The organism is Natrinema sp. H-ect1 (genome assembly GCF_041821105.1).
Lineage (GTDB): Archaea > Halobacteriota > Halobacteria > Halobacteriales > Natrialbaceae > Natrinema > Natrinema thermotolerans.
Map to the genome: position 1 here is coordinate 181413 of NZ_JBGUBA010000005.1, position 22997 is coordinate 204409.

Annotated in this window: 28 protein-coding genes; 15 read left to right on the forward strand and 13 right to left on the reverse strand. The window is 67.1% G+C overall.

Annotation, left to right across the window (positions count from 1 at the left end; all coding sequences use genetic code 11):
• The first annotated feature begins 3 nt into the window (after positions 1-3).
• Entirely contained in the window at positions 4-444 is a 441-nt protein-coding gene (locus ACERIM_RS13290) for a bis(5'-nucleosyl)-tetraphosphatase (RefSeq protein WP_006181432.1), read from the forward strand.
• 148 nt (positions 445-592) lie between these two features.
• Positions 593-1642, forward strand: a complete 1050-nt coding sequence (locus tag ACERIM_RS13295; protein WP_373633053.1) for a DUF5787 family protein — start codon at positions 593-595, stop codon at positions 1640-1642.
• Positions 1643-1912: 270 nt separating this feature from the next.
• On the opposite strand, the gene ACERIM_RS13300 is transcribed toward ACERIM_RS13295, so the two are convergent.
• The 3 genes from ACERIM_RS13300 to ACERIM_RS13310 all read right to left on the reverse strand — a co-directional run bounded on the left by ACERIM_RS13300 (position 1913) and on the right by ACERIM_RS13310 (position 5028).
• Positions 1913-2416: a DUF5797 family protein gene (locus tag ACERIM_RS13300; protein ID WP_006650126.1), complete on the reverse strand. Its 504-nt coding sequence runs from the start codon at positions 2414-2416 to the stop codon at positions 1913-1915.
• Between the two features lie 71 nt (positions 2417-2487).
• On the reverse strand, positions 2488-3651 hold the full coding sequence (locus tag ACERIM_RS13305) for an epoxide hydrolase family protein (RefSeq protein ID WP_373633055.1): 1164 nt from the start codon (positions 3649-3651) through the stop codon (positions 2488-2490).
• A gap of 87 nt (positions 3652-3738) precedes the next feature.
• On the reverse strand, positions 3739-5028 hold the full coding sequence (locus tag ACERIM_RS13310) for an MFS transporter (protein WP_373633056.1): 1290 nt from the start codon (positions 5026-5028) through the stop codon (positions 3739-3741).
• Positions 5029-5141: 113 nt separating this feature from the next.
• Between ACERIM_RS13310 and ACERIM_RS13315 the strand changes: the two genes are divergently transcribed.
• Positions 5142-5396, forward strand: coding sequence for a hypothetical protein (locus ACERIM_RS13315; RefSeq protein ID WP_373633059.1), 255 nt, complete (start codon positions 5142-5144; stop codon positions 5394-5396).
• Between the two features lie 81 nt (positions 5397-5477).
• A complete protein-coding gene (locus tag ACERIM_RS13320) occupies positions 5478-5786 on the forward strand; it encodes a transcription factor S (protein ID WP_006650129.1) in 309 nt (102 codons plus the stop codon).
• A 288-nt stretch (positions 5787-6074) separates the two neighbouring features.
• Here ACERIM_RS13320 and ACERIM_RS13325 read toward each other — a convergent pair whose 3' ends face one another.
• The 3 genes from ACERIM_RS13325 to ACERIM_RS13335 form a co-directional block, all read right to left on the reverse strand.
• Positions 6075-6860, reverse strand: a complete 786-nt coding sequence (locus ACERIM_RS13325) for a methyltransferase domain-containing protein (protein ID WP_373633061.1) — start codon at positions 6858-6860, stop codon at positions 6075-6077.
• On the reverse strand, positions 6857-7237 hold the full coding sequence (locus ACERIM_RS13330) for a nascent polypeptide-associated complex protein (protein ID WP_006650131.1): 381 nt from the start codon (positions 7235-7237) through the stop codon (positions 6857-6859). The genes ACERIM_RS13325 and ACERIM_RS13330 overlap by 4 nt, the downstream gene beginning before the upstream one ends.
• Positions 7238-7366: 129 nt before the next feature.
• Entirely contained in the window at positions 7367-8224 is an 858-nt protein-coding gene (locus ACERIM_RS13335) for an SDR family oxidoreductase (protein WP_373633063.1), read from the reverse strand.
• Between the two features lie 97 nt (positions 8225-8321).
• Between ACERIM_RS13335 and ACERIM_RS13340 the strand changes: the two genes are divergently transcribed.
• Entirely contained in the window at positions 8322-8936 is a 615-nt protein-coding gene (locus ACERIM_RS13340) for an HD family hydrolase (protein WP_373633064.1), read from the forward strand.
• Positions 8937-8972: 36 nt separating this feature from the next.
• On the opposite strand, the gene ACERIM_RS13345 is transcribed toward ACERIM_RS13340, so the two are convergent.
• Positions 8973-9461, reverse strand: a complete 489-nt coding sequence (locus tag ACERIM_RS13345; RefSeq protein ID WP_006650134.1) for a PUA domain-containing protein — start codon at positions 9459-9461, stop codon at positions 8973-8975.
• 198 nt (positions 9462-9659) lie between these two features.
• On the opposite strand from ACERIM_RS13345, the gene ACERIM_RS13350 reads away from it, so the two are divergent.
• A complete protein-coding gene (locus ACERIM_RS13350; protein WP_006181419.1) occupies positions 9660-9836 on the forward strand; it encodes a hypothetical protein in 177 nt (58 codons plus the stop codon).
• A 38-nt stretch (positions 9837-9874) separates the two neighbouring features.
• Here the strand turns inward: ACERIM_RS13350 and ACERIM_RS13355 are convergent, their stop codons facing one another.
• Both ACERIM_RS13355 and ACERIM_RS13360 read right to left on the reverse strand, forming a co-directional pair.
• Entirely contained in the window at positions 9875-10372 is a 498-nt protein-coding gene (locus ACERIM_RS13355) for an NYN domain-containing protein (RefSeq protein ID WP_373633067.1), read from the reverse strand.
• Between the two features lie 69 nt (positions 10373-10441).
• Positions 10442-11266, reverse strand: coding sequence for a M48 family metallopeptidase (locus ACERIM_RS13360; protein WP_373633069.1), 825 nt, complete (start codon positions 11264-11266; stop codon positions 10442-10444).
• A 341-nt stretch (positions 11267-11607) separates the two neighbouring features.
• On the opposite strand from ACERIM_RS13360, the gene dapA reads away from it, so the two are divergent.
• The 8 genes from dapA (at position 11608) to ACERIM_RS13400 (ending at position 18528) form a co-directional block, all read left to right on the forward strand.
• Entirely contained in the window at positions 11608-12531 is a 924-nt protein-coding gene (gene dapA, locus ACERIM_RS13365; RefSeq protein ID WP_006650136.1) for a 4-hydroxy-tetrahydrodipicolinate synthase, read from the forward strand.
• Complete coding sequence (gene dapB / locus ACERIM_RS13370; protein WP_373633072.1) at positions 12528-13292, forward strand: 4-hydroxy-tetrahydrodipicolinate reductase; 765 nt, start codon at positions 12528-12530, stop codon at positions 13290-13292. The genes dapA and dapB overlap by 4 nt, the downstream gene beginning before the upstream one ends.
• A complete protein-coding gene (locus ACERIM_RS13375) occupies positions 13289-14125 on the forward strand; it encodes a 2,3,4,5-tetrahydropyridine-2,6-dicarboxylate N-succinyltransferase (protein ID WP_373633074.1) in 837 nt (278 codons plus the stop codon). Before dapB ends, ACERIM_RS13375 begins: the two co-directional genes overlap by 4 nt.
• A gap of 110 nt (positions 14126-14235) precedes the next feature.
• Complete coding sequence (locus ACERIM_RS13380; RefSeq protein WP_006650139.1) at positions 14236-14487, forward strand: AbrB/MazE/SpoVT family DNA-binding domain-containing protein; 252 nt, start codon at positions 14236-14238, stop codon at positions 14485-14487.
• 6 nt (positions 14488-14493) lie between these two features.
• Complete coding sequence (locus tag ACERIM_RS13385) at positions 14494-14874, forward strand: PIN domain-containing protein (RefSeq protein WP_006650140.1); 381 nt, start codon at positions 14494-14496, stop codon at positions 14872-14874.
• A gap of 46 nt (positions 14875-14920) precedes the next feature.
• A complete protein-coding gene (locus tag ACERIM_RS13390; RefSeq protein ID WP_373633076.1) occupies positions 14921-16417 on the forward strand; it encodes an alanine racemase in 1497 nt (498 codons plus the stop codon).
• Between the two features lie 97 nt (positions 16418-16514).
• Entirely contained in the window at positions 16515-17345 is an 831-nt protein-coding gene (dapF, locus tag ACERIM_RS13395) for a diaminopimelate epimerase (protein ID WP_006650142.1), read from the forward strand.
• Positions 17346-17358: 13 nt separating this feature from the next.
• Positions 17359-18528 (forward strand): M20 family metallopeptidase, encoded by a 1170-nt coding sequence (locus tag ACERIM_RS13400; protein WP_373633079.1) that lies wholly within the window; start codon positions 17359-17361, stop codon positions 18526-18528.
• Positions 18529-18557: 29 nt separating this feature from the next.
• On the opposite strand, the gene ACERIM_RS13405 is transcribed toward ACERIM_RS13400, so the two are convergent.
• From ACERIM_RS13405 to purB, 4 genes are all read right to left on the reverse strand, one after another.
• Positions 18558-18821 (reverse strand): hypothetical protein, encoded by a 264-nt coding sequence (locus tag ACERIM_RS13405; protein WP_006650144.1) that lies wholly within the window; start codon positions 18819-18821, stop codon positions 18558-18560.
• Between the two features lie 82 nt (positions 18822-18903).
• Positions 18904-19320, reverse strand: coding sequence for an EamA family transporter (locus tag ACERIM_RS13410; protein WP_006181407.1), 417 nt, complete (start codon positions 19318-19320; stop codon positions 18904-18906).
• The gene (locus ACERIM_RS13415) at positions 19320-19742 is read right to left on the reverse strand and encodes an EamA family transporter (protein WP_373633082.1); all 423 of its coding nucleotides are present in this window, start codon (positions 19740-19742) and stop codon (positions 19320-19322) included. The genes ACERIM_RS13410 and ACERIM_RS13415 overlap by 1 nt, the downstream gene beginning before the upstream one ends.
• 79 nt (positions 19743-19821) lie before the next feature.
• Positions 19822-21207, reverse strand: coding sequence for an adenylosuccinate lyase (purB, locus tag ACERIM_RS13420; RefSeq protein WP_373633084.1), 1386 nt, complete (start codon positions 21205-21207; stop codon positions 19822-19824).
• Between the two features lie 177 nt (positions 21208-21384).
• Here purB and ACERIM_RS13425 point away from each other — a divergent pair.
• Positions 21385-22997, forward strand: a 1613-nt coding sequence (locus ACERIM_RS13425) for a formyltransferase family protein (RefSeq protein WP_373633085.1), incomplete at its 3' end; no start/stop codon positions are given.

Below are 22997 nucleotides of genomic sequence, written 5' to 3' on the forward strand. Positions count from 1 at the left end.
CTAATGGCAGTCGAAGCTACGAGCGCAGGCGCGATCCTCTTCCGCGACACGCGGGGCCGGCGCGAGTATCTTCTACTCAAGAGCCGCCCGGGCGATTGGGAGTTTCCCAAGGGCGGTGTCGAAGGAGACGAAGAACTTCAGCAGACGGCTATCCGCGAAGTAACGGAAGAGGCAGGTATCGAACAGTTCCGACTACTCGACGGCTTTCGCAAGGACTACGACTACGTCTTCGAGGCGAACGGCAAGACGATCCACAAGACCGTTCATCTCTTCATCGCGAAGTCGTTCGAAGCCAGCGCGGAACTATCGAACGAACATCGCGACCTCCAGTGGCGCGACTACGAACAGGCGGTAAACACCGTCACGCAGGACGGCCCCAGAGAGATCCTCGAGGACGCCCACGAGTTCCTCGACGAACGCGAGGCAGAAGACGACGAGGAGTAGCCGGTCGCGGCCGGTGAGAAATCACTTCTCTCGTGTCGTGCGACGCGGGCATCGCGACCGACCTCGAAATACGGTCGATAGCACCGCCCATATCGTTCGCTCGACCCGATCGGGCAGCGTTTTTGCACCTCCGAATTCAACGGGGAGCGTGGACGCATACACCGCCGAGTTCGGGTTCGAACTCCGGACCTGCCGGTGGGCCGAACGCGAGTGGCCGCCCGGCGAAACCGACGGTGCTGACACCGCCGTCCTCGTCGCTCGCCAACTCGGGACGACCCGCCGCCGCTGGGATACGATCGTCCTCGAGTGCGACCCCGAGGGGCTGCGCCGCCGCGCCCGGTTCGGCCCTGATCGGCTCGATAGCGACCTCCTGCACGTCGTCCGAAACGCCCCCGACGAGTGGTGTTACTACCGCGACGCGCTTCCCGACCCGGGCTATCCGTGGCGATACGTCCGCGAGTCGATCCATGAGGCCGCCGACCGCGGGATCCTCGAGACCCGCAAGTCGGGCAACCGGATCGAGATCCGTCGACAGTGGGCCTACCCCGACTGGCTCGAGCGGCTCGTCGCGATCGAGAACAAACCGGACTTGGACGCCAGCGCTGCCCGCGCGCTCGGATCACAACTCGAGTACGACGTGGCCGTCGGGCTGGCCGACGAGGCCTGGGTCGCGACCCGTCGAACGGACGAACCCGTCGAACCCGTCCTCTTCGAGGACCTGCCGGTCGAAGCCGGGGTCCTCGCGCTCGAGCCCGACGATCTGACCGCCGAGGTCGCGTGGTATCCCCGCTCGCTCCCAGTGACGGAACCGGGGACCCGCATCCTCGAGCGGCCGGACGGCGGTGAGCGGGACGGCTCGGCGGCCCGATTCGAGTACGCCGACACCGACTGGAAGGTCGACAAGCGCCTCGCCATCGCCGAGCGCGCCTACGAGCGCGGCTGGCGCTCGTTCGTCGACACGATGCGGCCCGACTGCCGCCACTTCGAGCTACGGGACCCCGACGGCTCACAGGCGCTGCCGTACTGCGCCGCCAAAGGGCGGTGCCAGACGGCCGCCGAATGCGCCGGCTCCTGCCCCGAGTTCGAGCCCGAGCCGCCCGCTTGGCGCACCCGCGGCTGGCCGATCGAGGGCGGACCCGGAAAACGGCTTCGGCGGTTGCTCGAGGAGCGCCGACGCCGACGGCGGCCGGGACTGTAGACCGTCAGTAGCTTCTGACAAGCATCCGCGAGCGAAGCGAGCGGTTCACCGACGGTGAGGCCGAAGGCCGAGCCGTCGGCCTTTTTCATCGAAGTCCGCGAGAGCAAAGCTCTCGCGGGCCCATCAGAAATCTTCGATTTCTGAGGACGTTTTTGCGCCCAGCGCGGGACCTCCGGTCCCGCGAGCCGTGCGAACGGGCACTTCGTGCCCGTGAGCAGAGAGTGGTGAGCGAGCAGCGCGAGCGAACCCGAGGCGGAAAAAGTTCGGTGTTTAGTCGGAGACGGCGACCTCGAGGTCCGCACGCTCGACGGCCAGCCGGAACGTGGGGACGGTGCGGTACTCGACTTCGACGACGCCCTTGCGCCGGAGACTCTGGAGGCCCGACCGGACGTCCTCGGCCTCGGCGTCGACGTCGTACTCGTCCCGGAGTTTGTGCAGTACCGAGACGACGCTCTCGGACTCCTCGTCCGGGCCGGAAAGCACCGCCACGATCCGCGCCTGTAGTTCCGGGACGCGGACCTTCGAGGGGACCCCCTCGTCGTCCGGGTCGCTCTCGATCCCCGGCTCGACGTCGACCAGCTCGGCGGCTTCGGCGGTCGCTCGGATCAGACTGTTGTCGTCCCGGAAGTAGTAATCGCCGAGTTCGTTCTCGAGGTACTGGTGGACCTCGCTGCCGCTCTCCATCCCCCATCGCTCCTGCAGTTCGCCGTTCTTCGTCGGCTGTAGCTCCACCACGTCCGCCAACCGGTCCTGGGCCTCCTCCGAGAGCGTCATCGTCGAACCGTATGGGGATCCGGTACTTTTGCGTTGCGTCCCGCCGCGACTCGAGCGACTCCGCCCCGTCCTCAGCCGAACTCGCCGGCGAACGCTCGCAGGTCCTCGACGAACAGTTCCGGCACCTCCATCGCGGCGAAGTGGCCGCCCTCGGGCTGTTCGGACCAGTACTCGACGTCGTAGACCGCCTCGGCCCAGCCGCGGGGCGTCTTGTACACTTCGGCCGGATAGCGCGCGTGGCCCGTCGGCACGTCGACCGACTCCGGCGTCGCCGCGCCCACGTCTGTCTCGGCGTAGAGCCGCATCGAAGAGCCGATGGTCCCGGTCAGCCAGTAGACGCTGAGGTTGTCGAGCAGCCGGTCGCGGTCGATCCACGACTCGAGGTCGCCGTCGCAGTCGCTCCAGGCGCGGAACTTCTCGACGATCCAGCCCGCCAGCCCGGCCGGCGAGTCGGTGAGCCCGTATGCGAGGCTCTGGGGCTTGGTCGCTTGGATCTCGTGGTAGGCGGTTTCGGTCTCGCGGAACGCCGCGGTCTCCCGGTAGTCAGCCAGCCCCTGTTCGTCGAGCAGGGCGGTGGGATCGTCGGCCTCGAGCGACGAGGGGTGTAGAAAGAGCATGTTCGTATGGATCGCATCCACGCGGTCGGGGTAGTTCGCACCCAGTAGCGCGGCGATCAGCGCGCCCCAGTCCCCGCCCTGTGCGACGTAGCGGTCGTAGCCGAGCCGGGCCATCAGGTCCGCGACGGCGTCGGCGATGCGGGGCACGTCGTATCCCTGCTCCGCTGTCGGGCCGGAGAAGCCAAAGCCCGGCAGCGAGGGCGCGACGACGTGAAAGGCGTCGGCCGGATCGCCGCCGTGGGCGGCCGGATCCGTCAGCGGCCCGAGAACGTCGAGGAACTCGGTGACGGAGCCGGGCCAGCCGTGGCTCAAAACGAGCGGCGTCGCGTCCGGTTCGGGCGAGCGGACGTGATAGAAATGCAGCCGCTGGCCGTCGATCGTCGTCACGTACTGGTCGAACTCGTTGCACCGGTCTTCGAACGCCGCCCAGTCGAACTCCGCGCGCCAGTACGCACAGAGGTCCCGGAGAAACTCGCGGTCGGTCCCGTCCGCCCAGCCCGTCTCGGGAAGCTGGTCCGGCCAGCGCGTCCGCTCGAGACGCGTCCGGAGGTCGTCGATCTCGTCCGGATCGACAGACACCTCGAACGAGCGAATCGAATCGTCGGTGTCCGTCGTCATGTCGCTACCCCGGTTCGAGTTCCGCCATCGTTCGTGATACCGACCCGCATACCGGATTCGACGCGACCGCGTCACAAAGGGGTATCGTCAATCGTCACCGATGACCGGAACCGGAACCGTCGTCTCGAGGGTCTCCTCGACCTGCGTGTAGACGAGGATCGTCCCGAGGGCGGCGAGCGCGGTGCCGAAGACGAACGGGGTCTCGAAGCCGAACCGCACCAGCGCGCCCGAGGAGAGCGGCCCGACCGCGATCCCGTAGCCGAAAGCCATCGTCAGCACCGACAGCTTCGAGCCCGACTCACCCTCGCCGGCGAGGTCGCCGGCCAGCGCCAGCGACGGGGCAAAGACCATCGCGGCGGCGATTCCCTGAAACAGGCGAGCCAGGAACATCAGCGACGAGGAGAGGAGGAAGCCCTGCACGAGCGTCGTCGGAATCAGCAGTACCATTCCGGTCACGATGAACGGCCGCCGGCCGTACCGATCGCAGGCCCGCCCGATCGGCGTCTGGAGCGCGACCTGTGCGATGATAAACGCCGCGAACTGCAGGCCGAACCAGGTCGCCCCCTGCTCGAGGCGGGCGTTGACCTGCGGCTGGATGGTCGCGAACAGCGCGATGGCAGTCGCCATGAAAAACGACGCGACCCCGAGGGTGAAGATCGGATCGAGCAGGTTCGAGCCGGTCCGATCAAGGATCGGGATCGAGAGGTCCGCGCCGGCGTTGGCAGCCGTCGACTCGGGGTCCGAGACCAGCACCGTCACCATGACGTAGCTGATCGTCGCGGTGATCGTCGCGACGTAGAAGGCGGCGTCGAACCCGGAGACCGCCAGACCGCCGGGGAGCGCGTACGGACCGCGACTGACGACCGCGCCGGCAACCGCCGGCCCGGCACCGAACCCGACCAGCCGGAACGTGTTGTAGACGCCCATGTTCCCGCCGCGGTCGCCTGCCGTCGCGAGTTCGTTGACGAGCGCGACCGACGACGGGATGATGAAGGCGACGCTGACGCCCTGTAACCCACGGATGACCAGCAAGGAGAGGTACGTCTCCGCGAAGACGTACGCGACGTTGGTCATCGCGAGGCCCGCGAGCCCGACCAGAATGAACGGCTTGCGCCGGCCGAGCCGATCCGACAGCCGGCCGGTAAACGGCTGGAACGAGCTGTTGAGAAAACCAAAGAGCGAGAGGATCACCCCGATGAGCAGCGACTCGCCGAGACCGAAGGCCGTCCCACCGACGGTTCCGCTGGTCACGTACAGCGGGATGACGATGATCAGAAACGAGTTGCCGATCCCGTCGGCCATGCGAGCGCCCGCCAGTGCGAGGACCCGTCGATCGACGGCGAAGGGCGCGACGAGACGTTCCACCACGCTCCGCATTGGCACACCTGCGTGATCCCGACCAATTATAGTTTCGACGGACCTGTCGGTCGGCTGGACAGTCCGCGGGAGGGTTGCGGAACTACAAGCTGCTGGCCCGCGTCCGTTCGAACATGCCCGACGTCAAACTCAGCCGGATCGACTCCGTCCTCGCCGACCTCGAGTACCCGATCACCAACGGCCGCGCCGCGTCCGAACTCGCGGACGTCACCCTGTTGCTCGCCGACGGCCAGCGGAACCTGGGCGACCTCGTCGCGAAAAGCGGCAGCGACCGCTTCGTGTCGACCGAGGACCTCCAGTCGGAACTCAACAACGTCCTCCCGCGGGAAGCCGTCGGCGAGCCCTACCAGTCCGAAGGCGAGGGCTAGCGCTCGAGCGGCCGCGACCGTCCGAGGACGCGCTGCCAAACGGGTGTCTTAAGGCGCTCGACCTCCGTAGCCCGGACAACGATGGAATTCTGCGACGAATGCGGTTCGATGATGAAGGCCGACGACGGCCTCTGGGAGTGTGGCAGCTGTGGGTACACGGAGCCGAAAGGCGACGCCGACCAGTACATCGTCACCGACGATCAGGAGGTCGGCGAAATCATCGAGTCCTCCGGCGAGACTTCGCTGCCCGAGACCGACGCCATCTGTCCCGAATGTGGCAACGACCGTGCCCACTGGTACATGCAACAGATCCGCTCGGCCGACGAGTCCGAGACGCGCTTTTTCATCTGTACCGAGTGCGAACACAAGTGGCGCGAGGACGACAACTAACGAAATTTTGCTCTGCGGTCTATCGCGAGCGAAGCGGTCGGCGCTTCGCTCGCGATGTCCCTCGGCAAAATTTCGATTAAAAGCACTCCTCCTTCCCCGTCAGCCGCGCGGAACGCGGCTTCTGGGTCAGTCGTCGGCCCGCTCGCTCGCCCTACGGGCTCGCTCGCGGTCGGTGTCGGGTGACTGCCTGCCCTCCCCCGAATCGCGGGCTCCTCGCGTTGCTCGGAGCCCGCTCTCGGCCATTGCTCTCTCGAGTTGAATACGGAATTTGAGTAAGGAGGAACCGCACTACTCGTTGCGCGCGATCGTCAGATAGCCGGTGTGACCGACTGGCGCAGTCGTCGGCCGCGAGCCCCGCTCGTCGAACTGCATCTCGCGTTGGATCGTCTCTCGAGTGGTGACGTTCGCGAGGCCGACTTCGCCGGCCGTCCGTGCGACTTCGCGGGTCGACTCGATGAAGGGGCTGTAGACCGCGACGAACCCGCCGTCGACCAGGAGGTCGGGCGCGTGTTCGACCATCGCGGGCGCGTCGGCCGTATCGAGGGTCATGACGTCGAACGACGACGGCTCGAGGCCGTCGATCTCCTCGGTCACGTCGCCGGTCCGGACGTCGACGGCGTCGGCCACGCCACCGAGTGCCATGTTCTCGCGGGCCACGTCGGCGAACTCGGCGTCCTGCTCGTAGGTCACGACCTCGGCCCCGGCCCGGGCCAGCAGGGCCGCGAGGACGCCGGTTCCGGTGCCGGCGTCGAGGACCCGGTCGCCGCCGGCAATGCCGGTCTCGCCGATGACGAGCCCGATGTCGCGGGGTACCATCGGCGCGCCCGTCCGCTCGAAGTGATGGAAGAGATCGGGGCCGCGCAGCCGCCGCACCTGGAACTCGTCGCCCAGATGCGTCTCGATGGTGTCGCCCGACTGCACGTCCTCGGGGACCTCGAGAACGCCGAGGTCGGTCCCCTGTTCGCCGCCGGGTTCGACGAGGTACTCGCGGTCGCCGCGGACGAGCAAGACCGGGACACGATCCGTGCCACTTTCGGCGTCGTCCGCGCTCTCGTCCTCGCTCACGCGAGTCACTCGAGGGATTCGACTGCTGCGGCGAGGTCGCCGTCGGCGTCCTCGAGGGCCTCCCGGGCCTCGTCTTCGCTGACGCCGGCGCGGGTCGCGACGAGTTCGACGTCCTCGTCGGGGATCGACGAGCCGGCGTCGCCCCCGGTGTCGGCACTGCCGCCGGCCGAGCCGGCCTCGACCTCCTCGGGCGAGCCGATGACCTGGTAGGTCTCCTGGCCGCGGGCGTCCATCTTGGTGACCTCGGCGTCGTCGAAGACGAGGTCGTACTCGTCGGTGCGGATGATGACCTCTTCGGCGTCGATGTCCTCGACGTCGATGCCCATCTGTTCCATCATCTGTTCCATCTTGCGCGGGTTGAGTCCGCCGCCGCCTCCTCCGAACATACTCGACACGTGGCCACGGGCGACCTTTTAGTTTGTCGTTCGCTCGAGGGTGGGCGGACAGTCCCGGCCGTCAGTGTCGGCGCGACCGCAGGACCCGCGGTCGCGCCGCCGATCGTACAACAGTCCGTCTCAGGCGTCGTCCGGCCGCGAGTAGCCCGGATCGAACAGCTGTGCCGACGTCGGTTCGGGATCGCCCTCGGTGAGGTTGTACTCGGAGAAGTCCTCGACGCCGGTCTCCCGGAGGAAGTCCTCGTCGTAGACGCGGTTCCCGGTGAACTCGGCGGGATCGCGGGCCAGGATCTCGAGGACCGTATCCGAGACGATATCGGGCGTCCGCCAGTCGTCTTCGGTCCCCATCTCGAAGTACCGGGTCGCGCGCGTGTCGATCGCGGTGACCGGCCAGAAGGTGTTGCAGCCGATCCCGTCGTCGGCCAGTTCCTGGGCCATCGATAGCGTCACGAACGACATCCCCATCTTCGACCAGGAGTAGGCGGCCGACCCCGGGGCGCGGTCGAGTTCGACCGGCGGCGCGTTCGTCAGGATCCAGGCGTCTTCCTCGACGCCTTTGAGGTGGTCGATGAACGCCCGCGAGACGAGGTAGGTGCCGCGCACGTTGACCTCGTTCAGGAGGTCGTACCGGTTTGCCGGCAGGTCCTCGACCGCGCCCATCTGGATGGCCGAGGCGTTGTTGATCACGATGTTGATCTCGCCCATCTCGTCGATCGCCTCCTCGACGGCCGCCTCGATGGCGTCCTCGTCGCGGACGTCCAACTGGATCGCGTGCGTCTCGACGCCTTTCTCGGCGCAGGCCTCGGCGGTCTTGTGGATCGTCCCTTCGAGGTCCGAGTCCGAGTCGTCGACGGTCTTGCCCGTCGAGACGATGTCACAGCCCTGCTCGGCGAGTGCGAGTGCGAGTTGCTTCCCGATTCCACGCGTGGTACCCGTTATAAACGCGGTCTGTCCGCTCAGATCTGGTTTTTGCGGCATTCGTGATCTATACACACACTCCACCCCTAATAGTCCATTCAAACTCCCGGGTCGCCGATCGACGTTTTCAATCCCGATCGGCGCGTGGGCAATCGTAATGGCCGACGAACTCGACGCCTTGCTCGAGGCTCTCGAACTGAAAGACGAGCGCCGGACCGGCTGGGTCCTCCGCGGGATCGATGCCCCGGAGTCGGTCGCGGCCCACACGTGGGGCGTGGCGACGCTGTGTCTGTGCTACGCCGACCGAGTCGACGACGTCGACCGCGACCGCGCGGTGTCGATGGCGCTGCTCCACGATCTGGGCGAGGCCCGCATCGGCGATATCGCGACGCGCGCCGAGGACGGCACCCAGCGGATCGACGACGACGAGAAAGTCGCCCGCGAGCGGGACGCGATCGCGGACCTACTCGAGCCGTTCGACGGCGACGACGAGTTTTGCTCCCTCTGGGAGGCGTACGAGGCCCGCGAGACTCAGACGGCGCGGTTCGTCAAGGACATGGATCTGATCGACAACTGTCTGCAGGCGCTCAAATACGAGCGCGGGGGCCGCTACGACGAGACCGAGCGCAACGAGGCCTTCGACGAGTACGAAAACCTCGACGAGTTCTTCGCGACGGCCGCGCCGCGGCTCCGGACGCCCGTCGGCGAGCGGCTCTTCGAGGCGATCAAGACGCGGTACGAGCGCGAGATCGATCGGGAGTGTCAGCTCTAGCGGTCCTCGCGGACCGGCTGCCGTTCCATCACCCCGCTACGTCTCTGCGGGCGCACCCTCGCGCACGTTGACTGCCATCCCCGTCTCGAAGTCACGGATAGCGTCGGCGTCGAGTTCGGCCGTCCCGACCGCCAGCAACTCGCCACGTTCGTGGACCACCAGTACCTCGTCGCCCGGCCGGATCTCGTCGCCGACCTCGAGGACGAACTTCGCGAAGACGTTCTTCTCCTCGCGGACGAAGGGCTCGCTCTCGTCGTCGACGACAACTCGATAGGCCGGCGGCTCGAGCGCGGCCGCGAGCCGGCGACCACCCTCGAGGCCGAGCGTGAACCGGCCGTCGGTGCCGAAGGAGACGATCCGGCCGGCGTCGGCGTGGACCTGCTGGGGGCGGCCCGAGGAGGTCCGTTTGACCGTCAGCGATTCCGACGGCGGGAACAGCGCCGTGCCGGCGTCCGCGCCGAACTGGTAGTCCGCGATGGTCCGAAGTTGGGGCAGGCCCGCGCTCCCGTCTGCTGACTCGCTCATTGGGCCGAATTTGCGCCGGCGGGTCGAAAGCCCTTCGACCTGCGGTTCCGGCGTATTCGCTCGGATCGAGCCCGTGTGGGCACCGAATCCGGCCACCGGAGCGGCTTCAGGCCGTGGCGACCCCCTCGATCAGTCACCGACGCGACCGAAACGAGATGGAGAACGTTATTATCGTCGCTTCAGTAGTATCGGCCCTACATGGACGTCACGCAAATCGGTCTCGGGGTCGCCCTGCTGGTCATCGGGACCCTGACACTGATCGGGCCGGCCGCGATCGCCACCGGTCCGCTCGTCTATCTCGTTACCGGTGCGACGCTGCTTGTCACCGGCTACGCGCTGGTGATCGGTCTCTGGCAGACCCGCCAGCCGAACTGATTCTCGGCCCGAACCGGGTGTGGTTCGGGTCGGCGCGCTTACAGCAGGAACGTCTCGTGGCGTTCGCCCAGATCGAGGAAGGAGTCGGCGGCGTCGATGAGTTCTTCGGCCGTCGAGGACTGGAACGCCATCACCTCGACGCGGACCCCTTCGTGGCGCAAGTGCGAACACAGCCGCGAGAAGTCGCCGTCGCCCGTACAGAGGACGATCGTGTCGACGTGGTTGGCCAGCGTCACCGCGTCCAGACTCATCCCGACGTCCCAGTCGGCCTTCTTCGAACCGTCGGCGAAGGTCTTGATGTCCTTGATCTTCGGCTCGAAGCCGATGTCGATCAGTGCCTCGAAGAAGCTCTCCTCCTCCGGCGAGTCCGCGCGGATGACGTACGCGATCGCACGCGTGAGCTGGCGGCCCTGGACCGCCTTCTCGAGCAGGGCGGAGTAGTCGATATTGCGGCTGTGCATGCTCTGGGCAGTGTGATAGAGGTTCTGGGCGTCGACGAGGACGGCGACGCGCTGCCCAGGGTGAATTTCCGTCATATACTAGCATGTCGCGGGCGGCTATAAAAAATCGCGGCGTTCGAGACGGACCCAGTGGGCCTGTCGCGGTTACCTCCGAAGCTTTCGAATGCGCTTTTCCGTCGGCGGGTGGGTGGCAAACAGCGTCTGCAGCAGGCCCTTCTCCGAGTTGAAGATACACAGCGCGCTCATGCTGTCGTCGAGTTGGGATTCGCGACCCTGCGCACCGTTCGAGATCTTCTCGAGGGCGCGGGCGAGCGGGTCGCCGCTGCCGATGTACTGGCGGGCGTCGTCGTCGGCGACGTACTCGCGGTACCGCGAAATCGCGAGGACGAACACCATCACGAGCATCTGGGCGATGTTCGAGATGATCATGCCGACGATGATGCTGCCGATGTTGCGTTCGCCGCCGAACATGTAGACCATGTAGGCGACCCAGCCGACCATCATCGCGATGGAACTCCCGAAGACCATCGCGAGGACGTCGCGGTTCTTGATGTGGGCGAGTTCGTGGGCGATAACGCCCTCGAGTTCGTCCCGCTGGAGCAGGCGGATGAGTTCGGTCGAGACGACGACGTAGCTCTTGCCCTTCCGGCCGGTCGCGAAGGCGTTGGGGACGCCCATATCCATGACCATCAGCGTGGGCTTTTCGATGCCCATGTCGCGACAGAGCGACTCCGTCATCCGATGGACCTCCTGATACTGGCCGTCCTCGGGCATCTCCTCGGCGCGTCTCGTGGCCCTCCAGGTCCCGATCTTGTACTGGATGGCCGGGAGGACGAGCAGGCCGAGCCCGACGAGCGGCCACGCGCCGACCCCGAACATCGCCAGGCCGAAGGCGCCGACGAGCATGTAGAACGCGAACAGGATCGAGCCGACGATCGCCATTCGCACTTTCAATCCGAAATTCGTCATGGCTGACTCTAGACAACGACTCGGGATAAGTTACGCGGATTCATGTGTCAGACCGACTCACCCACAGCGATCGGGTCGGTCGAAGACACAACGGCTAAGTCGGTTCGGTTCAGTCTCCCGGGTATGCGTCACGTCGCTCGCTCGAGGCTCGAACCCACCGTGAGCGGCGTCGCCCCCCGTTTTTCGAAACGTAAACGCGCCTGCGAGTGCTCGCGGCGGGCGTAGCGCCCCCGTCCCGGGCACGCTTCGACCGCGCGTGATCGATTACAACGACCGATCGGAACCGATAGGACCTCCCGATCGGAGTTCGACACACGACTCAACGACACCACCACCATCACATGACTGCTATCGACCTTTCGGGCGTCTTTCCGGCGATGTGTACGCCCTTCGACAGCGACGAACGGATCGACTTCGAAACGCTTCGGACCGACGCCCAGCGACTCGAGACCGCGGGCGTCGACGGGCTCGTCCCGGTCGGCTCGACCGGTGAATCGGCGACGCTGACCCACGACGAACACGTCCAAGTCGTCGAGGCCGTCATCGAGGCCGTCGACGACGTACCCGTCATCGCGGGTACCGGTTCGAACAACACCCGCGAGGCGCTGGAACTGTCCGAGCGCGCGGCCGACGCGGGCGCGGACGGCCTCCTGCTCATCTCGCCGTACTACAACAAGCCCGAACAGCGCGGACTGATCGAGCATTACCGGACGATCGCGGATGCCGTCGACCTGCCCCAGATCGTCTACAACGTCCCCTCACGGACGGGCCGGAACATCGAGCCCGACACCGCCGTCGAGCTGGCGAGCCACGAGAACATCGCGGGCTACAAGGCCGCAAGCGGTGATCTGGGCCAGATCAGTGAGGTCGTCGAACGCACGCGTGAGGAGGACTTTGCGGTGCTGTCGGGCGACGACGGCATGACCCTCCCGACCCTCTCGGTCGGCGGCACTGGAACGATCAGCGTCGCCGCGAACATCGAACCCGAACGCACGTGTGCCATGGTCGGTGCGGCACTGGAGGGCGATTACGAACGCGCCAGAGAACTGCACCACGAACTCGGCCCGCTGTTTCGCGAACTGTTCGTCGAGACCAACCCCATCCCGGTCAAGGAGGCCATGGGGATCCGGGGCTACGGGCCGGCCCGCCTGCGCTCGCCGCTGTCCCGACTGGCCGACGAGTATCGCGAGGACCTCGAGGCAGTGCTGGCCGACCTCGAGCGCGACGAGACGGACGTCGCCGATCCGGCGGAGGGTGATCGATGACGGTCCGGCTGGGCGTCACCGGCGCGACCGGGCGAATGGGCCGGGAAGTCATCGCGGCGGCGGCGGGACGCGAGGACTGCGAGGTCGCTTTCGCAGTCAACCGCGATCCGGACGGCGAGACGATCGAGGGCGTCGACATCGAGCCCGCGGCCGAATTCCACTCGCTGGTCACCGACCGCGAGCCGGCCGCCGTGATCGACTTCACCGGCCCGGAGTCGGCCGTCGACTACGCCCGTGCCTGCGCCGACGCCGGCGTCGCCTTCGTCACTGGGACGACCGGCTTCGACGACGAGTACGAAGCTCTCGAGGACGCAAGCGAGGAGATCCCGGTCCTGCACGCGCCGAACTTCGCCCGCGGCGTGCAGGCCCTGCTCAACGTCGTCGGCGAGGCAATCCGGAACCTGCCGGGCTACGACGTGGAACTCGTCGAGACCCATCACAACGCCAAGCGCGACGCCCCGAGCGGCACCGCCAACCGGCTGCTCGAGGAGATCGAAGCCAACGGCGACTTCGGCGAGCGCACGCACGGCCGCGAGGGCGAGGCCCCGCGATCGGAGTCCGAAATCGGGGTCCACGCGCTTCGTGCGGGCAACGTTACGGGCGAACACGAGATCGTCCTCGCGGACAACCACGAGGAGGTCCGGCTCACCCACCGCGCCGAGGACCGCGGGGTCTTCGCCGCGGGCGCGGTCGACGCGGCGGTCTGGATCGCTGGACAGAAGGCAGGGTGGTACGACTTCGCAGACGTGATCGGAGAATGAGCGCACTCGAACGCGAAATCGGCGAGCTGTGGGACCGCAAACAGGACGGCGACGTCAGCGCTGACACCGCCGGCGAGGACGAATACGCCACCCTCGAGGCCTTCCTCGACGCCCTCGAGTCCGGCGAGGTCCGGGCCGCCGAGAAGTCGGGCGACGAGTGGGAGGCAAACGAGTGGGTCAAGCAGGGGATCCTGCTGAACTTCGGCCTTCGGGAGATCCAGCAGTACGACCACGGCGACACGACGTACAACGACGTGCTGCCGCTTGCGGACGCGAGCGCGTACGGCGACCGCGGGAGCCGCAACACGCCCGACGGCACCGTCGTCCGGCAGGGCGCCCACATCGGCTCGGACTGCATCATGATGAGCCCGTCGTTCGTCAACATCGGCGCGTACGTCGGCGACGGCACGCTCGTCGACTCCTGTGACACGGTCGGCTCCTGTGCCCAGATCGGCGATAACGTCAAGCTCGGCGCGAACACTCTCATCGGCGGCGTCCTCGAGCCGGTCGAGAACGCGCCGGTCATCGTCGAGGACAACGTCTCGCTCGGTGCGGGCTGTCGCGTCACCAGCGGCTTCGTCGTCGGCGAGAACAGCGTCGTCGGCGAGAACACCCTGTTGACGCCGCGTATCCCCGTCTACGACCTCGTCGAGGAGGAGGTCATCTACGGCGAACTGCCCGCGAATCGGCGCGCCTTTACCCGGTTCGTCGAGTCCTCGATCAGCGACCACGACCTCTTCGAGGGCGGCGCGTACAAGCCCGCCGTCGTGGCGACCGACCTGGAAACGGAGACGCTCGAGGCGACCGAGCGCGAGGACGCGCTTCGGGAATAGACGAGCCGTACCCGCCGGCTCCGTGCGAATCACTGTGACCGCACTCGGTCCGGGGAAACCACAGGAGATCGTGGGAGGACTTTTGGTCGTTCCCCCAGTAGTGGATCGTAATGAGCAAACGAGCCGAAGCCGACGATCGGGGTCGCATCGTCATCCCCCACGAGATCCGTGAGAGACACGGCGACCGATACCGCGTCGTCGAACTCGAGGATCGGATCGAACTGATCCCGTTGAACGACGACCCGATCGAGGGCCTCCGCGATGCCGTCGGTGACGCCTTCGACGGCAGATCGATCGACGAGATCAAGCGCGAGGCACGCGAGAACGCTCGAACGGACGCGATAGACGACGTGAGTGACTAGGGTCAGATGATATACGCCGATACCGACTTCTTCATCGCGTTGGTGAAAGACGACGACTGGCTGCAGGATCGGGCAGCCGAGATCGCGCTCGAGAACGACGGAGAAATCTACACCTCGCGGGCGACGCTGCTCGAACTGCTCGTGATCTCGGACCGGTTCGAGTTCGATCGGATGGAAGCGCTCACGTCCGCGCTCGAAATCGCGACTATCCCCGAAGACGAGGACGTCCTGTTTCAGGCGGCGGACTATATGGAAGAAGACGGTCTCACAGCCTTCGATGCGTACCACGTCGCCTACGCGGAGGCAGATCCGATCGTTTCGTCGGACAAATCGATCGACGACGTGACGGACGATCGGATCGCGATAGAAGAACGGGAATCGGAGTAGCGGAGAACCCAAACGCTTGAATCCTCTCGCTCACTTTGAGGTACCAATGACTGACGCCGCGGCTTCGGTGCCCGTCCGCCGCCTCTCCGACTGGGACGCGGCCGAACTACACACGCTCGTCGAGGACTACGGCTCGCCGCTGTACGTCCTCGATCTCGAGCGGGTCCGGGAGAACTACCGCCGCCTCGAGACCGCCTTTCCCGACGCCGAGATCCTCTACGCGGTGAAAGCCAACGCGCTGGGGGACGTTCTCTCGACGCTCCACGAGGCGGGGGCGGGCCTCGAGTGTGCCTCCGCCGGCGAGGTCCAGCGCGCGCTCGAGGCGGGCGCGGCCGGGTCGGAGATCCACTACACGGCGGTCAACCCGCCGGCGCGGGATCTCGACTGGATCGTCGACGCCTGGGCCGACGAGCCGGCGCTGACCGTCACCGCCGGCTCCGCGGACACGATCGATCGCCTCGAGGAGCGCGGCTACGATGGGCGGCTCTGTCTGCGGGTGAATCCGGGGATCGGTGCGGGTCACCACGAAAAGGTCAAAACCGGCGCGGCCGCGAAGTTCGGTATCCCCGCCGAGCGGGCCGTCGACGTGCTGACCGACGCCGCCGACCGCGGCTTCGACGTCGTCGGGATCCACGCCCACGTCGGCTCCGGCGTCTCGAGCGACCAACTCGAGGCCCACCGGGAGTTCGTCGCGCGGATGGGTGATCTCGCGCGGGACGTGAGCGAGGCGCTACGCGCCTCGGATAGCCAAACGGGGAGCGGTGCGAGGCGCGATCGAAGTGAGCGCCTCGACGATGCGAACGGGGAGGGACGACCCGTGAGCGACGCGACCCGTGAGGCGCGCGAGGCCGTCGGCGGCCTCGAGTTCGTCGACGTCGGCGGCGGCTTCGGGGTGCCCTACCGCGAGGACGAGGGCCCGCTGGATCTCGAGTCGGTTGCCGACGCGACCCGCGAGGCGCTGGGTGACGTCGACGCCGACCTGACGATCGAGCCCGGCCGCTACTTCGTCGCGGACGCGGGCGTATTGTTGACCGAAGTGAACACGGTCAAGGAAGCCCGCGAGACGACCGTTACCGGCGTCGACGCCGGGATGACGACCCTGATCCGGCCGGCGATGTACGACGCCTACCACCCGATCCGAAACCTGACCGCCGAGACGGCGGGCGACGGCTCGAGCGATCGCGATGCGACCGACGGCGCCGGGCGCGAGATCGTTCCGCAGACCGTCGCCGGCCCCATCTGCGAGAGCGGCGACGTTTTCTGTGCCGAGCGTGAACTACCGGCAAGCGAACGTGCGGACATCCTCGCGATCGGCAATGCGGGGGCCTACGGCTACGAAATGGCGAACCAGTACAACACCAGACCTCGACCCGCGTCGATCGTCCTCGCGGACGGCCAGGCGCGACTCGCCCGCCGTCGCGAGACGGTCACCGACGTGACCCGCCCCGAACGCGAGGCGCGGGGCGTCTCGGATACCTCGAGCGGTGCGAGGCGCGACCGAAGTGAGCGCCTCGATGAAGGAGCGGGGCGGAACGACCCGTGAGCGAGTCACCGCGAGAGCGCGAGGCGAGCGATACTGCACCGGCGGACCGAAAGAACGACCACGACCGAGCGACCGACACCGACAACGACCAAGTACGATGAGCGTCCCATTCCAGAAGTACCACGGCACCGGCAACGACTTTCTAATCATCCAGGCTGACGAGTACGTCCCCAATCGGGGTGCGCTCGCCGAACGCGAGTGCGACCGCGACGACGGCGTCGGTGCCGACGGGATCCTCTATCTCGCCCTCGAGGAGCGGTTCAACCCGCCCCGCGTCGTGATGACGCTGGTCCAGCCCGACGGCGCGACCGCGCCGATGTGTGGCAACGGCGCGCGCTGTGCGGCCGACTGGGCCATGGATCGGACCGGAGCCGACAGCGTCATGATCGACACGCAGGCCGGCACCCTGCGCGCGGACCGGACCGACGACGGGATCATCATCGAGATGGGGACCCCGACGTTCGACCCCGAGGAGGTCCCCGTCAGGGCCGACGAACCGGTCTTCGAGGAGGAGATCGAAGGCCTCGAGGTGACGATGGTCAACACCGGCGTTCCCCACGCCGTGAGCTTCGTCGACGACGTCGACGACGTCGATCTCCAGACCGTCGCGCCGCGGGTCCGCTATGCCGACGCGTTCCCCGTCGGGACGAACGTCACGATCGCCAGCCCCGACGGCGAGGGCGGCTTCGACCAGCGGACCTACGAACGCGGTGTCGAGGACGAGACCGACTCCTGTGGCACCGGTGCGGTCGCCATCGCGGTCGTCGCGCGACGGCTCGGACTGACCGACGCCGATCCGGTCGAGGTCCGACCGCCGGGCGGGGACCTCCAGGTAAGCTTCAACGACCGGGGGAACGCGACGCTCGCCGGCCCCGTCGAACACGAGTTCGACGGCGAGGTAGCCGTCCGATCGCCGACCGAACTGTGAACGGGAGCCATCGATGAGCGGGGACGAGCCGACCGCGAGCGGCCCCGACGGCGACAGCGAGTTCGACCCCATCGCGTTCCTCGAGACGGCGGTCCAGCACGCCTCCCACGAGGACGTCGGCCCGATGCGGGCGTTCCTCCGTGAGACGCTCGAGACCCACGGGGTCGACCCCCGCGTCGACGACGCCGGAAACGTGCTGGCGAGTCGCGGACCGCCGGCGGCCGACGCCGACAGCCACGTCGTGTTGAACACCCACATCGACACGGTCTCGCCCCACGTCCCTTACGAGCGCGACCCGGATGCGCCCGAGGCCGACGGCGGCGAGGTGATCCGCGGACGGGGCTCCTGTGACGCGAAGGGACCGCTCGCGGCGCTGTTGTCGGCCTTTTTCGCGGTCGAGCCGACCGATGACCGCGTCACGCTCGCGGTCACCCCCGACGAGGAAATCCTCTCGACGGGCGCGTACGCGCTCGTCTCCGGCGAGGCGTCACTGACTGCCGACGCCGACGCCGTAATCGTCGGCGAACCGACCGACCTCGACGTCTGTACGGCCGCCAAGGGCCGGTTCCAGGGAACGATCCACCTTTCGGGTGCCAACGCCCACGCCGCCGAACCCGAGACCGGAACCAATGCCGTCGCCGCCCTCGAGGGCGTCCTCGAGGCGGTCCGGACCTTCGGCGAGCGCGCCGACGCGCCGCCGACCCATCCGCAACTCGGTGCGGCGACGCTGACCCCGACCGTCGTCGAGGGCGGTGAGGCGACGAATCAGGTGCCGGCAGACGCCGCATTGACCGTCGACCGCCGGAGCGTCCCCCCGGAGACGGCCGACGAGTTCCACGAAGCGCTGACCGCGCACCTGCGGGCTGCCGTCCCCGACGATGTCGGCCTCGACTTTCGCTTTACCGACCGACCGACGCCGTTCCTCGAGGCCTGGGACACCGATCCCGACGCGCCGGTTGCGCGAACGCTTGCGGACGCCGCTGGCGGCGAGATCCGACCGTTCACCGCGGCGACGGAAGCGTCCTACTTCGCCGCCGACGCCCCGACGGTCGTCTTCGGTCCCGGCGTCCTCGCCGACGACGAGGGGGCCGTCGCACACGCGCCACGGGAGTACGTGCGGCTCGAGGCCGTTCGGAAGGCTGCCCGAGCGCTCGAGGCGACGCTATCGGAACTGGTCGAATAGGGCGGTACGATTCGATTCTCTGCGCGGCGTCAGGACAGCAACGTGAGGAGTCCCCCGAGAACGGTGAGGATCGCACCGACCGTCACGACGGTTACCACCCGGTCGTCGGGGATCGAGGGATCGTCGGCGATCGTGACCTGGTAGGCCGTCGCCAGTACCATCCCGACGCCGCCGATCGAGAGCAAAACGGCCGGAATGGAGGTGGTGCCCGACGCGAGCGTCGACAATCCCATGAAACCGAGCGTGCCGCCGATAATGGCCATGGACGCGTGATAGCGGAGTGCGGTTCGCATGTGTGTCAATTGGCCCGGCACGCACAATAACTGTTTTCTCGGTGAACTGTTCGTCCGTCAGGACGGTGTCTCGGCCCCGGCGTCAGACCGACATCAGCGCGATCGCGACCACGCTCAGTGCGATGGCGGCGAGTTTACGCGGTGTGACGGTCTCGTCGAAGGCGACGATCCCGATCAGGGAACTGACCACGATGAACAGGCCGTAGATCGGGACAACGATGCTCACCGGGCCGAGCGCGAGCGCCCGGTAGTAGGTCAGCAATCCGATCGTCAGCAACACGCCCATCGCGAGGATGTACGGGGTGCGGGGGTGGTGCAGATACGGCCGCACGGGGTGGCCACGATAGCGGACGACGAGGCCGACGGTGACGAACATCACCGAGTTCGAGAGGAACACGGCGAGGGAACTCGGCAGATCGGTCATCGCGATCGAGAGCAGCGGCGCGACCAGACTGTAGGCCAGACAGGCGAGGACCGATAGCTCGAGGTATCGGCGCATTATTCCTCACCCCCCGCGGCGAGGTAAATCGCCGCCGTCGCGACGGCGATCCCGGCCGCCCGCGTCGCGGTCAGCTCCTCGCCCAGCACGGCGATGCCGACTATCGAACTCCCGACGATAAAGAGGCCGTAGATCGGCACGACGACGCTGACCGGCCCCTGCTCTAAGGCCTGATAGTACGCGAGGATCCCCGTCGAGAGGAAGAGGCCGGCGACGTAGACGATCCCCGCCGAGGGCGTCGTCACGTCGGCCGGCTGGCCCGTCCCGGACACCAGGAGGACGACCGCCGTCAAACAGAGAAAGATCGTCGTCGAGAGAAAGAGCGCGACCGCGGGCGGAACCTCCCTCGTCACGAAACTCGTCAGCGGTGCCATCAACCCGTACGCCACGAGGGCGACGATCACCCAGAGCAGATACTCCATACCGACGGTCCCTCGAGGGGGACCTATACAGTCACGGTCTCGGAACGGCGTACCGGAGCCCCAGCCCGGGAGGGGCGTCTCACTCGAGGCCGTCGACCAACTCGCTCGCCATGCCCGTGTACCCGGCCGGCGTCAGCGCGTGCAGTTCCTCGCGGACGCTCTCATCGACCTCGAGGTCGTCGAACATCTCGCGGAAGTCCTCGAGGGTGACGTCCTTGCCCCGGGTGACGGCCTTGACGCGCTCGTAGGCGTCTTCCTGACCCTCGCGCCGGAGGACCGTCTGGACGGCCTCGCCGATGATCTCGGGGGTGGCCTCGAGGTCGTCGCGCATGACCTGCTCGTTGGGAACGACCTTCGAGAGCCCCGATCCGGTCTTCCCGTAGGCGATCAGGCAGTGGGCGAAGGCCCCGCCGATGTTTCGCTTGACCGTCGAGTCCGAGAGGTCCCGCTGGAGCCGGGAGGTGGTGACGTAGTCCGCGAGGAAGGTCAGATCCGAGTTCGCTTTCGAGAGGTTCCCCTCGCTGTTCTCGAAGTCGATCGGGTTGACCTTGTGGGGCATCGTCGAGGAGCCGGTCTCGCCCTCGACGGCCTCCTGTCCGAGGTAGCGATCGGAGACGTAGAGCCACATGTCCAGATCGAGATCGAGCAGGACGTCGTTGGCCCCGCGGAACGCGTCGAACAGCGCCGCCAGATCGTCACAGGGGTTGACCTGCGTCGTGAGCGGTTCGAACTCGAGGCCCAGTTCCGTGACGAACGCCTCGGCGAAGTCCTGCCAGTCGACGTCGGGATAGGCGGCGACGTGGGCCGCGTAGGTACCCGACGCGCCGCCGAGTTTGCCGCGCAGGTCGTCGGTCGCTTGCCGGATCCGGCCGGTCGCACGACCCAGCCGCGAGGCGTAGACGGCCATCTCCTTGCCGAAGGTCGTCGGCGTCGCTGGCTGGCCGTGGGTCCGGGCCAGCATCGGGAGGCCCCGATACTCCCGGGCCATCTCCGCGAGCGTGTCGCGGACGTCGTACAGTTCGGGTAGCAGGACCTCGTCGACGGCGTCGCGGACGAGCAGCCGATGGGCGAGGTTGTTCACGTCCTCGCTGGTCAGCCCGAAGTGGATCCACGCTGAAGCGTCGCTGCCCTCGGGCAGTCGGTGGCGCACGAAGTACTCGACGGCCTTGACGTCGTGGTTGGTCGCCTCGAAGCCGGCGTGGCCCTCGGTCTCGAGTTTCTTGATCAGTTCGGCGTCCTCCTCGGCGAAGTGCTTGTAGAGTCCTCGTAGCTCCTCGCGTTCCTCGAGGCCGAGTTCCAGCGGCGTCGCCTCGAGGTCGGCGAGCGCGATCAGGTACTCGACCTCGACGCGAACGCGGGCCCGCATCAAGGCGGCCTCGCTCGCGTACGGCGACAGTGGTGCGGTCCGTCCGTCGTACCGACCGTCCAGCGGCGAGACGGCGTACAGGGCGTCGGTATCGGTCATTGTGCGACTCTTTCCAGCGCGGTGCAAAAGCGTATCGAAACCGCGACCCACACAGGGCCACGAGCGTGCATATCTCGAGCGCCCGACTCGGAAATACTACCGGAATAATACACGGTCGTGCATATTCTGAGGATCGAGACCGCAACGGCTTTGCCCCTCGCGGGCGGGCATCCGACCATGACGCGAATCGCCGGGATGGCCGGCAACCGAGGGCGCAACCTGTTGAACATCGCCGACCGAGCGCCGGGCGGGGCCGCGTTCGCCGTGATCCTCGCGACCGATCCGGACGCACCGGTGCTGGAGGGCGCGGCCGAGCGCGGGATCCCGACCGAAGTCGTCCCGCTCGAGGACGACATGGACCGCCGCGATCACGAGGAGGCGGTCCTCGAGGCTCTCTCGGACTACGAGTTCGACCTCGTCTGTCTGGACGGCTACATGCGGATCCTCTCGGAGACGTTCCTCGAGGAAGCACCCACCACGCTGAACGTTCACCCCGCCCTGTTGCCGTCGTTCCCCGGCATGGACGCCTGGGGCGACGCGCTCGAGGCGGGCGTCTCCGTCACGGGCTGTACGGTCCACGTCGTCACGGACGCGACCGACGAGGACGGCGCGGTCGTCGAGGACGATGTCGACGCCGGTCCGATCGTCACGCAGGAGCCGATCCCGGTCTACGAGGGCGACGACGAGGCCGACCTCAAAGAGCGAGTCCTCTACGAGGGCGAGTTCCGCGCCTACCCGCGGGCGGTCAAGTGGTTTGCCGAAGGTGCAGTAGACGTCGACCTCGAGGCGGGCGAGGTCACCGTCGATGCTGACGTGGCCGGCGTCGACGACGCCGATCACGATGGCTTGCCGAGTCGGCGCGTCGTCTCGGACGACCGCGCGGACACGCTCCGCTACGGGGAAAACCCCCATCAGGATGCGGCAGTCTACACCGACTACACCACCGACGAGGCCAGCGTCGTCCACGCCGACCAGTTGAACGAGGGTGCGAAGGGGCTCTCGTACAACAACTACAACGACGCCGACGGCGCCCTGAACCTCATCAAGGAGTTCGACGAGCCCGCAGCAGCGGTCATCAAACACACCAACCCGGCGGGCTGTGCGACCGCCGACTCGCTCTCTGACGCGTACGAGAAGGCCCTCTCGACGGACCCGATGAGCGCCTTCGGTGGCATCGTCGCGCTCAATCGGGAGTGTGACGCCGCCACCGCGGAACAGATCATCGACTCGTTCAAGGAAGTCGTCGTCGCGCCCGGTTACACCGACGACGCCCTCGAGGTCCTCTTCGAGAAGGACAACCTGCGCGTGCTGGACGTGGGCGAACTGGGCGAGCGGACCGAGCGCTTCACCGAGAAGCCGCTGGTCGGCGGTCGACTGGTCCAGGAACGCGACCTCCAGTCGATCTCGGTCGACGACCTCGAGGTCGTCACCGAGCGCGAGCCCACGGACGAGGAACTCGAGACGATGGTCTTCGCGTGGCAGACCCTGAAACACGTCAAGTCCAACGGCATCCTCTTCGCCGACGGCACGGAGACGGTCGGGATCGGCATGGGGCAGGTCTCCCGCGTCGACGCGGTCCGGCTGGCGGCGATGAAGGCCGACGAACACGCCGAGGGCAAGGACGCCGAGGGCGCGGTGATGGCCTCGGACGCGTTCTTCCCGTTCCCGGACGGCATCGAAGAGGCCGCCGAGGCGGGCATCGAGGCGGTGATTCAGCCCGGCGGCTCGGTCAACGACGAGGACGTGATCGAGGCCGCGGACGAACACGGGATGGCGATGGCGTTTACGGG

Excerpts from the sequence above, each read along its gene's own strand:
- ACERIM_RS13375 (WP_373633074.1), top strand. The coding sequence starts at position 13,289 with ATGAGCGCACTCGAACGCGAAATCGGCGAGCTGTGGGACCGCAAACAG.
- ACERIM_RS13350 (WP_006181419.1), top strand. The coding sequence starts at position 9,660 with ATGGACGTCACGCAAATCGGTCTCGGGGTCGCCCTGCTGGTCATCGGG.
- ACERIM_RS13330 (WP_006650131.1), bottom strand. The coding sequence starts at position 7,237 with ATGTTCGGAGGAGGCGGCGGCGGACTCAACCCGCGCAAGATGGAACAG.
- ACERIM_RS13385 (WP_006650140.1), top strand. The coding sequence starts at position 14,494 with ATGATATACGCCGATACCGACTTCTTCATCGCGTTGGTGAAAGACGAC.
- ACERIM_RS13400 (WP_373633079.1), top strand. The coding sequence starts at position 17,359 with ATGAGCGGGGACGAGCCGACCGCGAGCGGCCCCGACGGCGACAGCGAG.
- ACERIM_RS13415 (WP_373633082.1), bottom strand. The coding sequence starts at position 19,742 with ATGGAGTATCTGCTCTGGGTGATCGTCGCCCTCGTGGCGTACGGGTTG.
- dapB (WP_373633072.1), top strand. The coding sequence starts at position 12,528 with ATGACGGTCCGGCTGGGCGTCACCGGCGCGACCGGGCGAATGGGCCGG.
- ACERIM_RS13310 (WP_373633056.1), bottom strand. The coding sequence starts at position 5,028 with ATGCGGAGCGTGGTGGAACGTCTCGTCGCGCCCTTCGCCGTCGATCGA.
- ACERIM_RS13360 (WP_373633069.1), bottom strand. The coding sequence starts at position 11,266 with ATGACGAATTTCGGATTGAAAGTGCGAATGGCGATCGTCGGCTCGATC.
- dapF (WP_006650142.1), top strand. The coding sequence starts at position 16,515 with ATGAGCGTCCCATTCCAGAAGTACCACGGCACCGGCAACGACTTTCTA.
- ACERIM_RS13380 (WP_006650139.1), top strand. The coding sequence starts at position 14,236 with ATGAGCAAACGAGCCGAAGCCGACGATCGGGGTCGCATCGTCATCCCC.
- ACERIM_RS13410 (WP_006181407.1), bottom strand. The coding sequence starts at position 19,320 with ATGCGCCGATACCTCGAGCTATCGGTCCTCGCCTGTCTGGCCTACAGT.
- ACERIM_RS13305 (WP_373633055.1), bottom strand. The coding sequence starts at position 3,651 with ATGACGACGGACACCGACGATTCGATTCGCTCGTTCGAGGTGTCTGTC.
- ACERIM_RS13320 (WP_006650129.1), top strand. The coding sequence starts at position 5,478 with ATGGAATTCTGCGACGAATGCGGTTCGATGATGAAGGCCGACGACGGC.
- ACERIM_RS13340 (WP_373633064.1), top strand. The coding sequence starts at position 8,322 with ATGGCCGACGAACTCGACGCCTTGCTCGAGGCTCTCGAACTGAAAGAC.
- ACERIM_RS13390 (WP_373633076.1), top strand. The coding sequence starts at position 14,921 with ATGACTGACGCCGCGGCTTCGGTGCCCGTCCGCCGCCTCTCCGACTGG.
- ACERIM_RS13300 (WP_006650126.1), bottom strand. The coding sequence starts at position 2,416 with ATGACGCTCTCGGAGGAGGCCCAGGACCGGTTGGCGGACGTGGTGGAG.
- ACERIM_RS13405 (WP_006650144.1), bottom strand. The coding sequence starts at position 18,821 with ATGCGAACCGCACTCCGCTATCACGCGTCCATGGCCATTATCGGCGGC.
- ACERIM_RS13290 (WP_006181432.1), top strand. The coding sequence starts at position 4 with ATGGCAGTCGAAGCTACGAGCGCAGGCGCGATCCTCTTCCGCGACACG.
- ACERIM_RS13335 (WP_373633063.1), bottom strand. The coding sequence starts at position 8,224 with ATGCCGCAAAAACCAGATCTGAGCGGACAGACCGCGTTTATAACGGGT.
- purB (WP_373633084.1), bottom strand. The coding sequence starts at position 21,207 with ATGACCGATACCGACGCCCTGTACGCCGTCTCGCCGCTGGACGGTCGG.
- ACERIM_RS13345 (WP_006650134.1), bottom strand. The coding sequence starts at position 9,461 with ATGAGCGAGTCAGCAGACGGGAGCGCGGGCCTGCCCCAACTTCGGACC.
- ACERIM_RS13315 (WP_373633059.1), top strand. The coding sequence starts at position 5,142 with ATGCCCGACGTCAAACTCAGCCGGATCGACTCCGTCCTCGCCGACCTC.
- dapA (WP_006650136.1), top strand. The coding sequence starts at position 11,608 with ATGACTGCTATCGACCTTTCGGGCGTCTTTCCGGCGATGTGTACGCCC.
- ACERIM_RS13355 (WP_373633067.1), bottom strand. The coding sequence starts at position 10,372 with ATGACGGAAATTCACCCTGGGCAGCGCGTCGCCGTCCTCGTCGACGCC.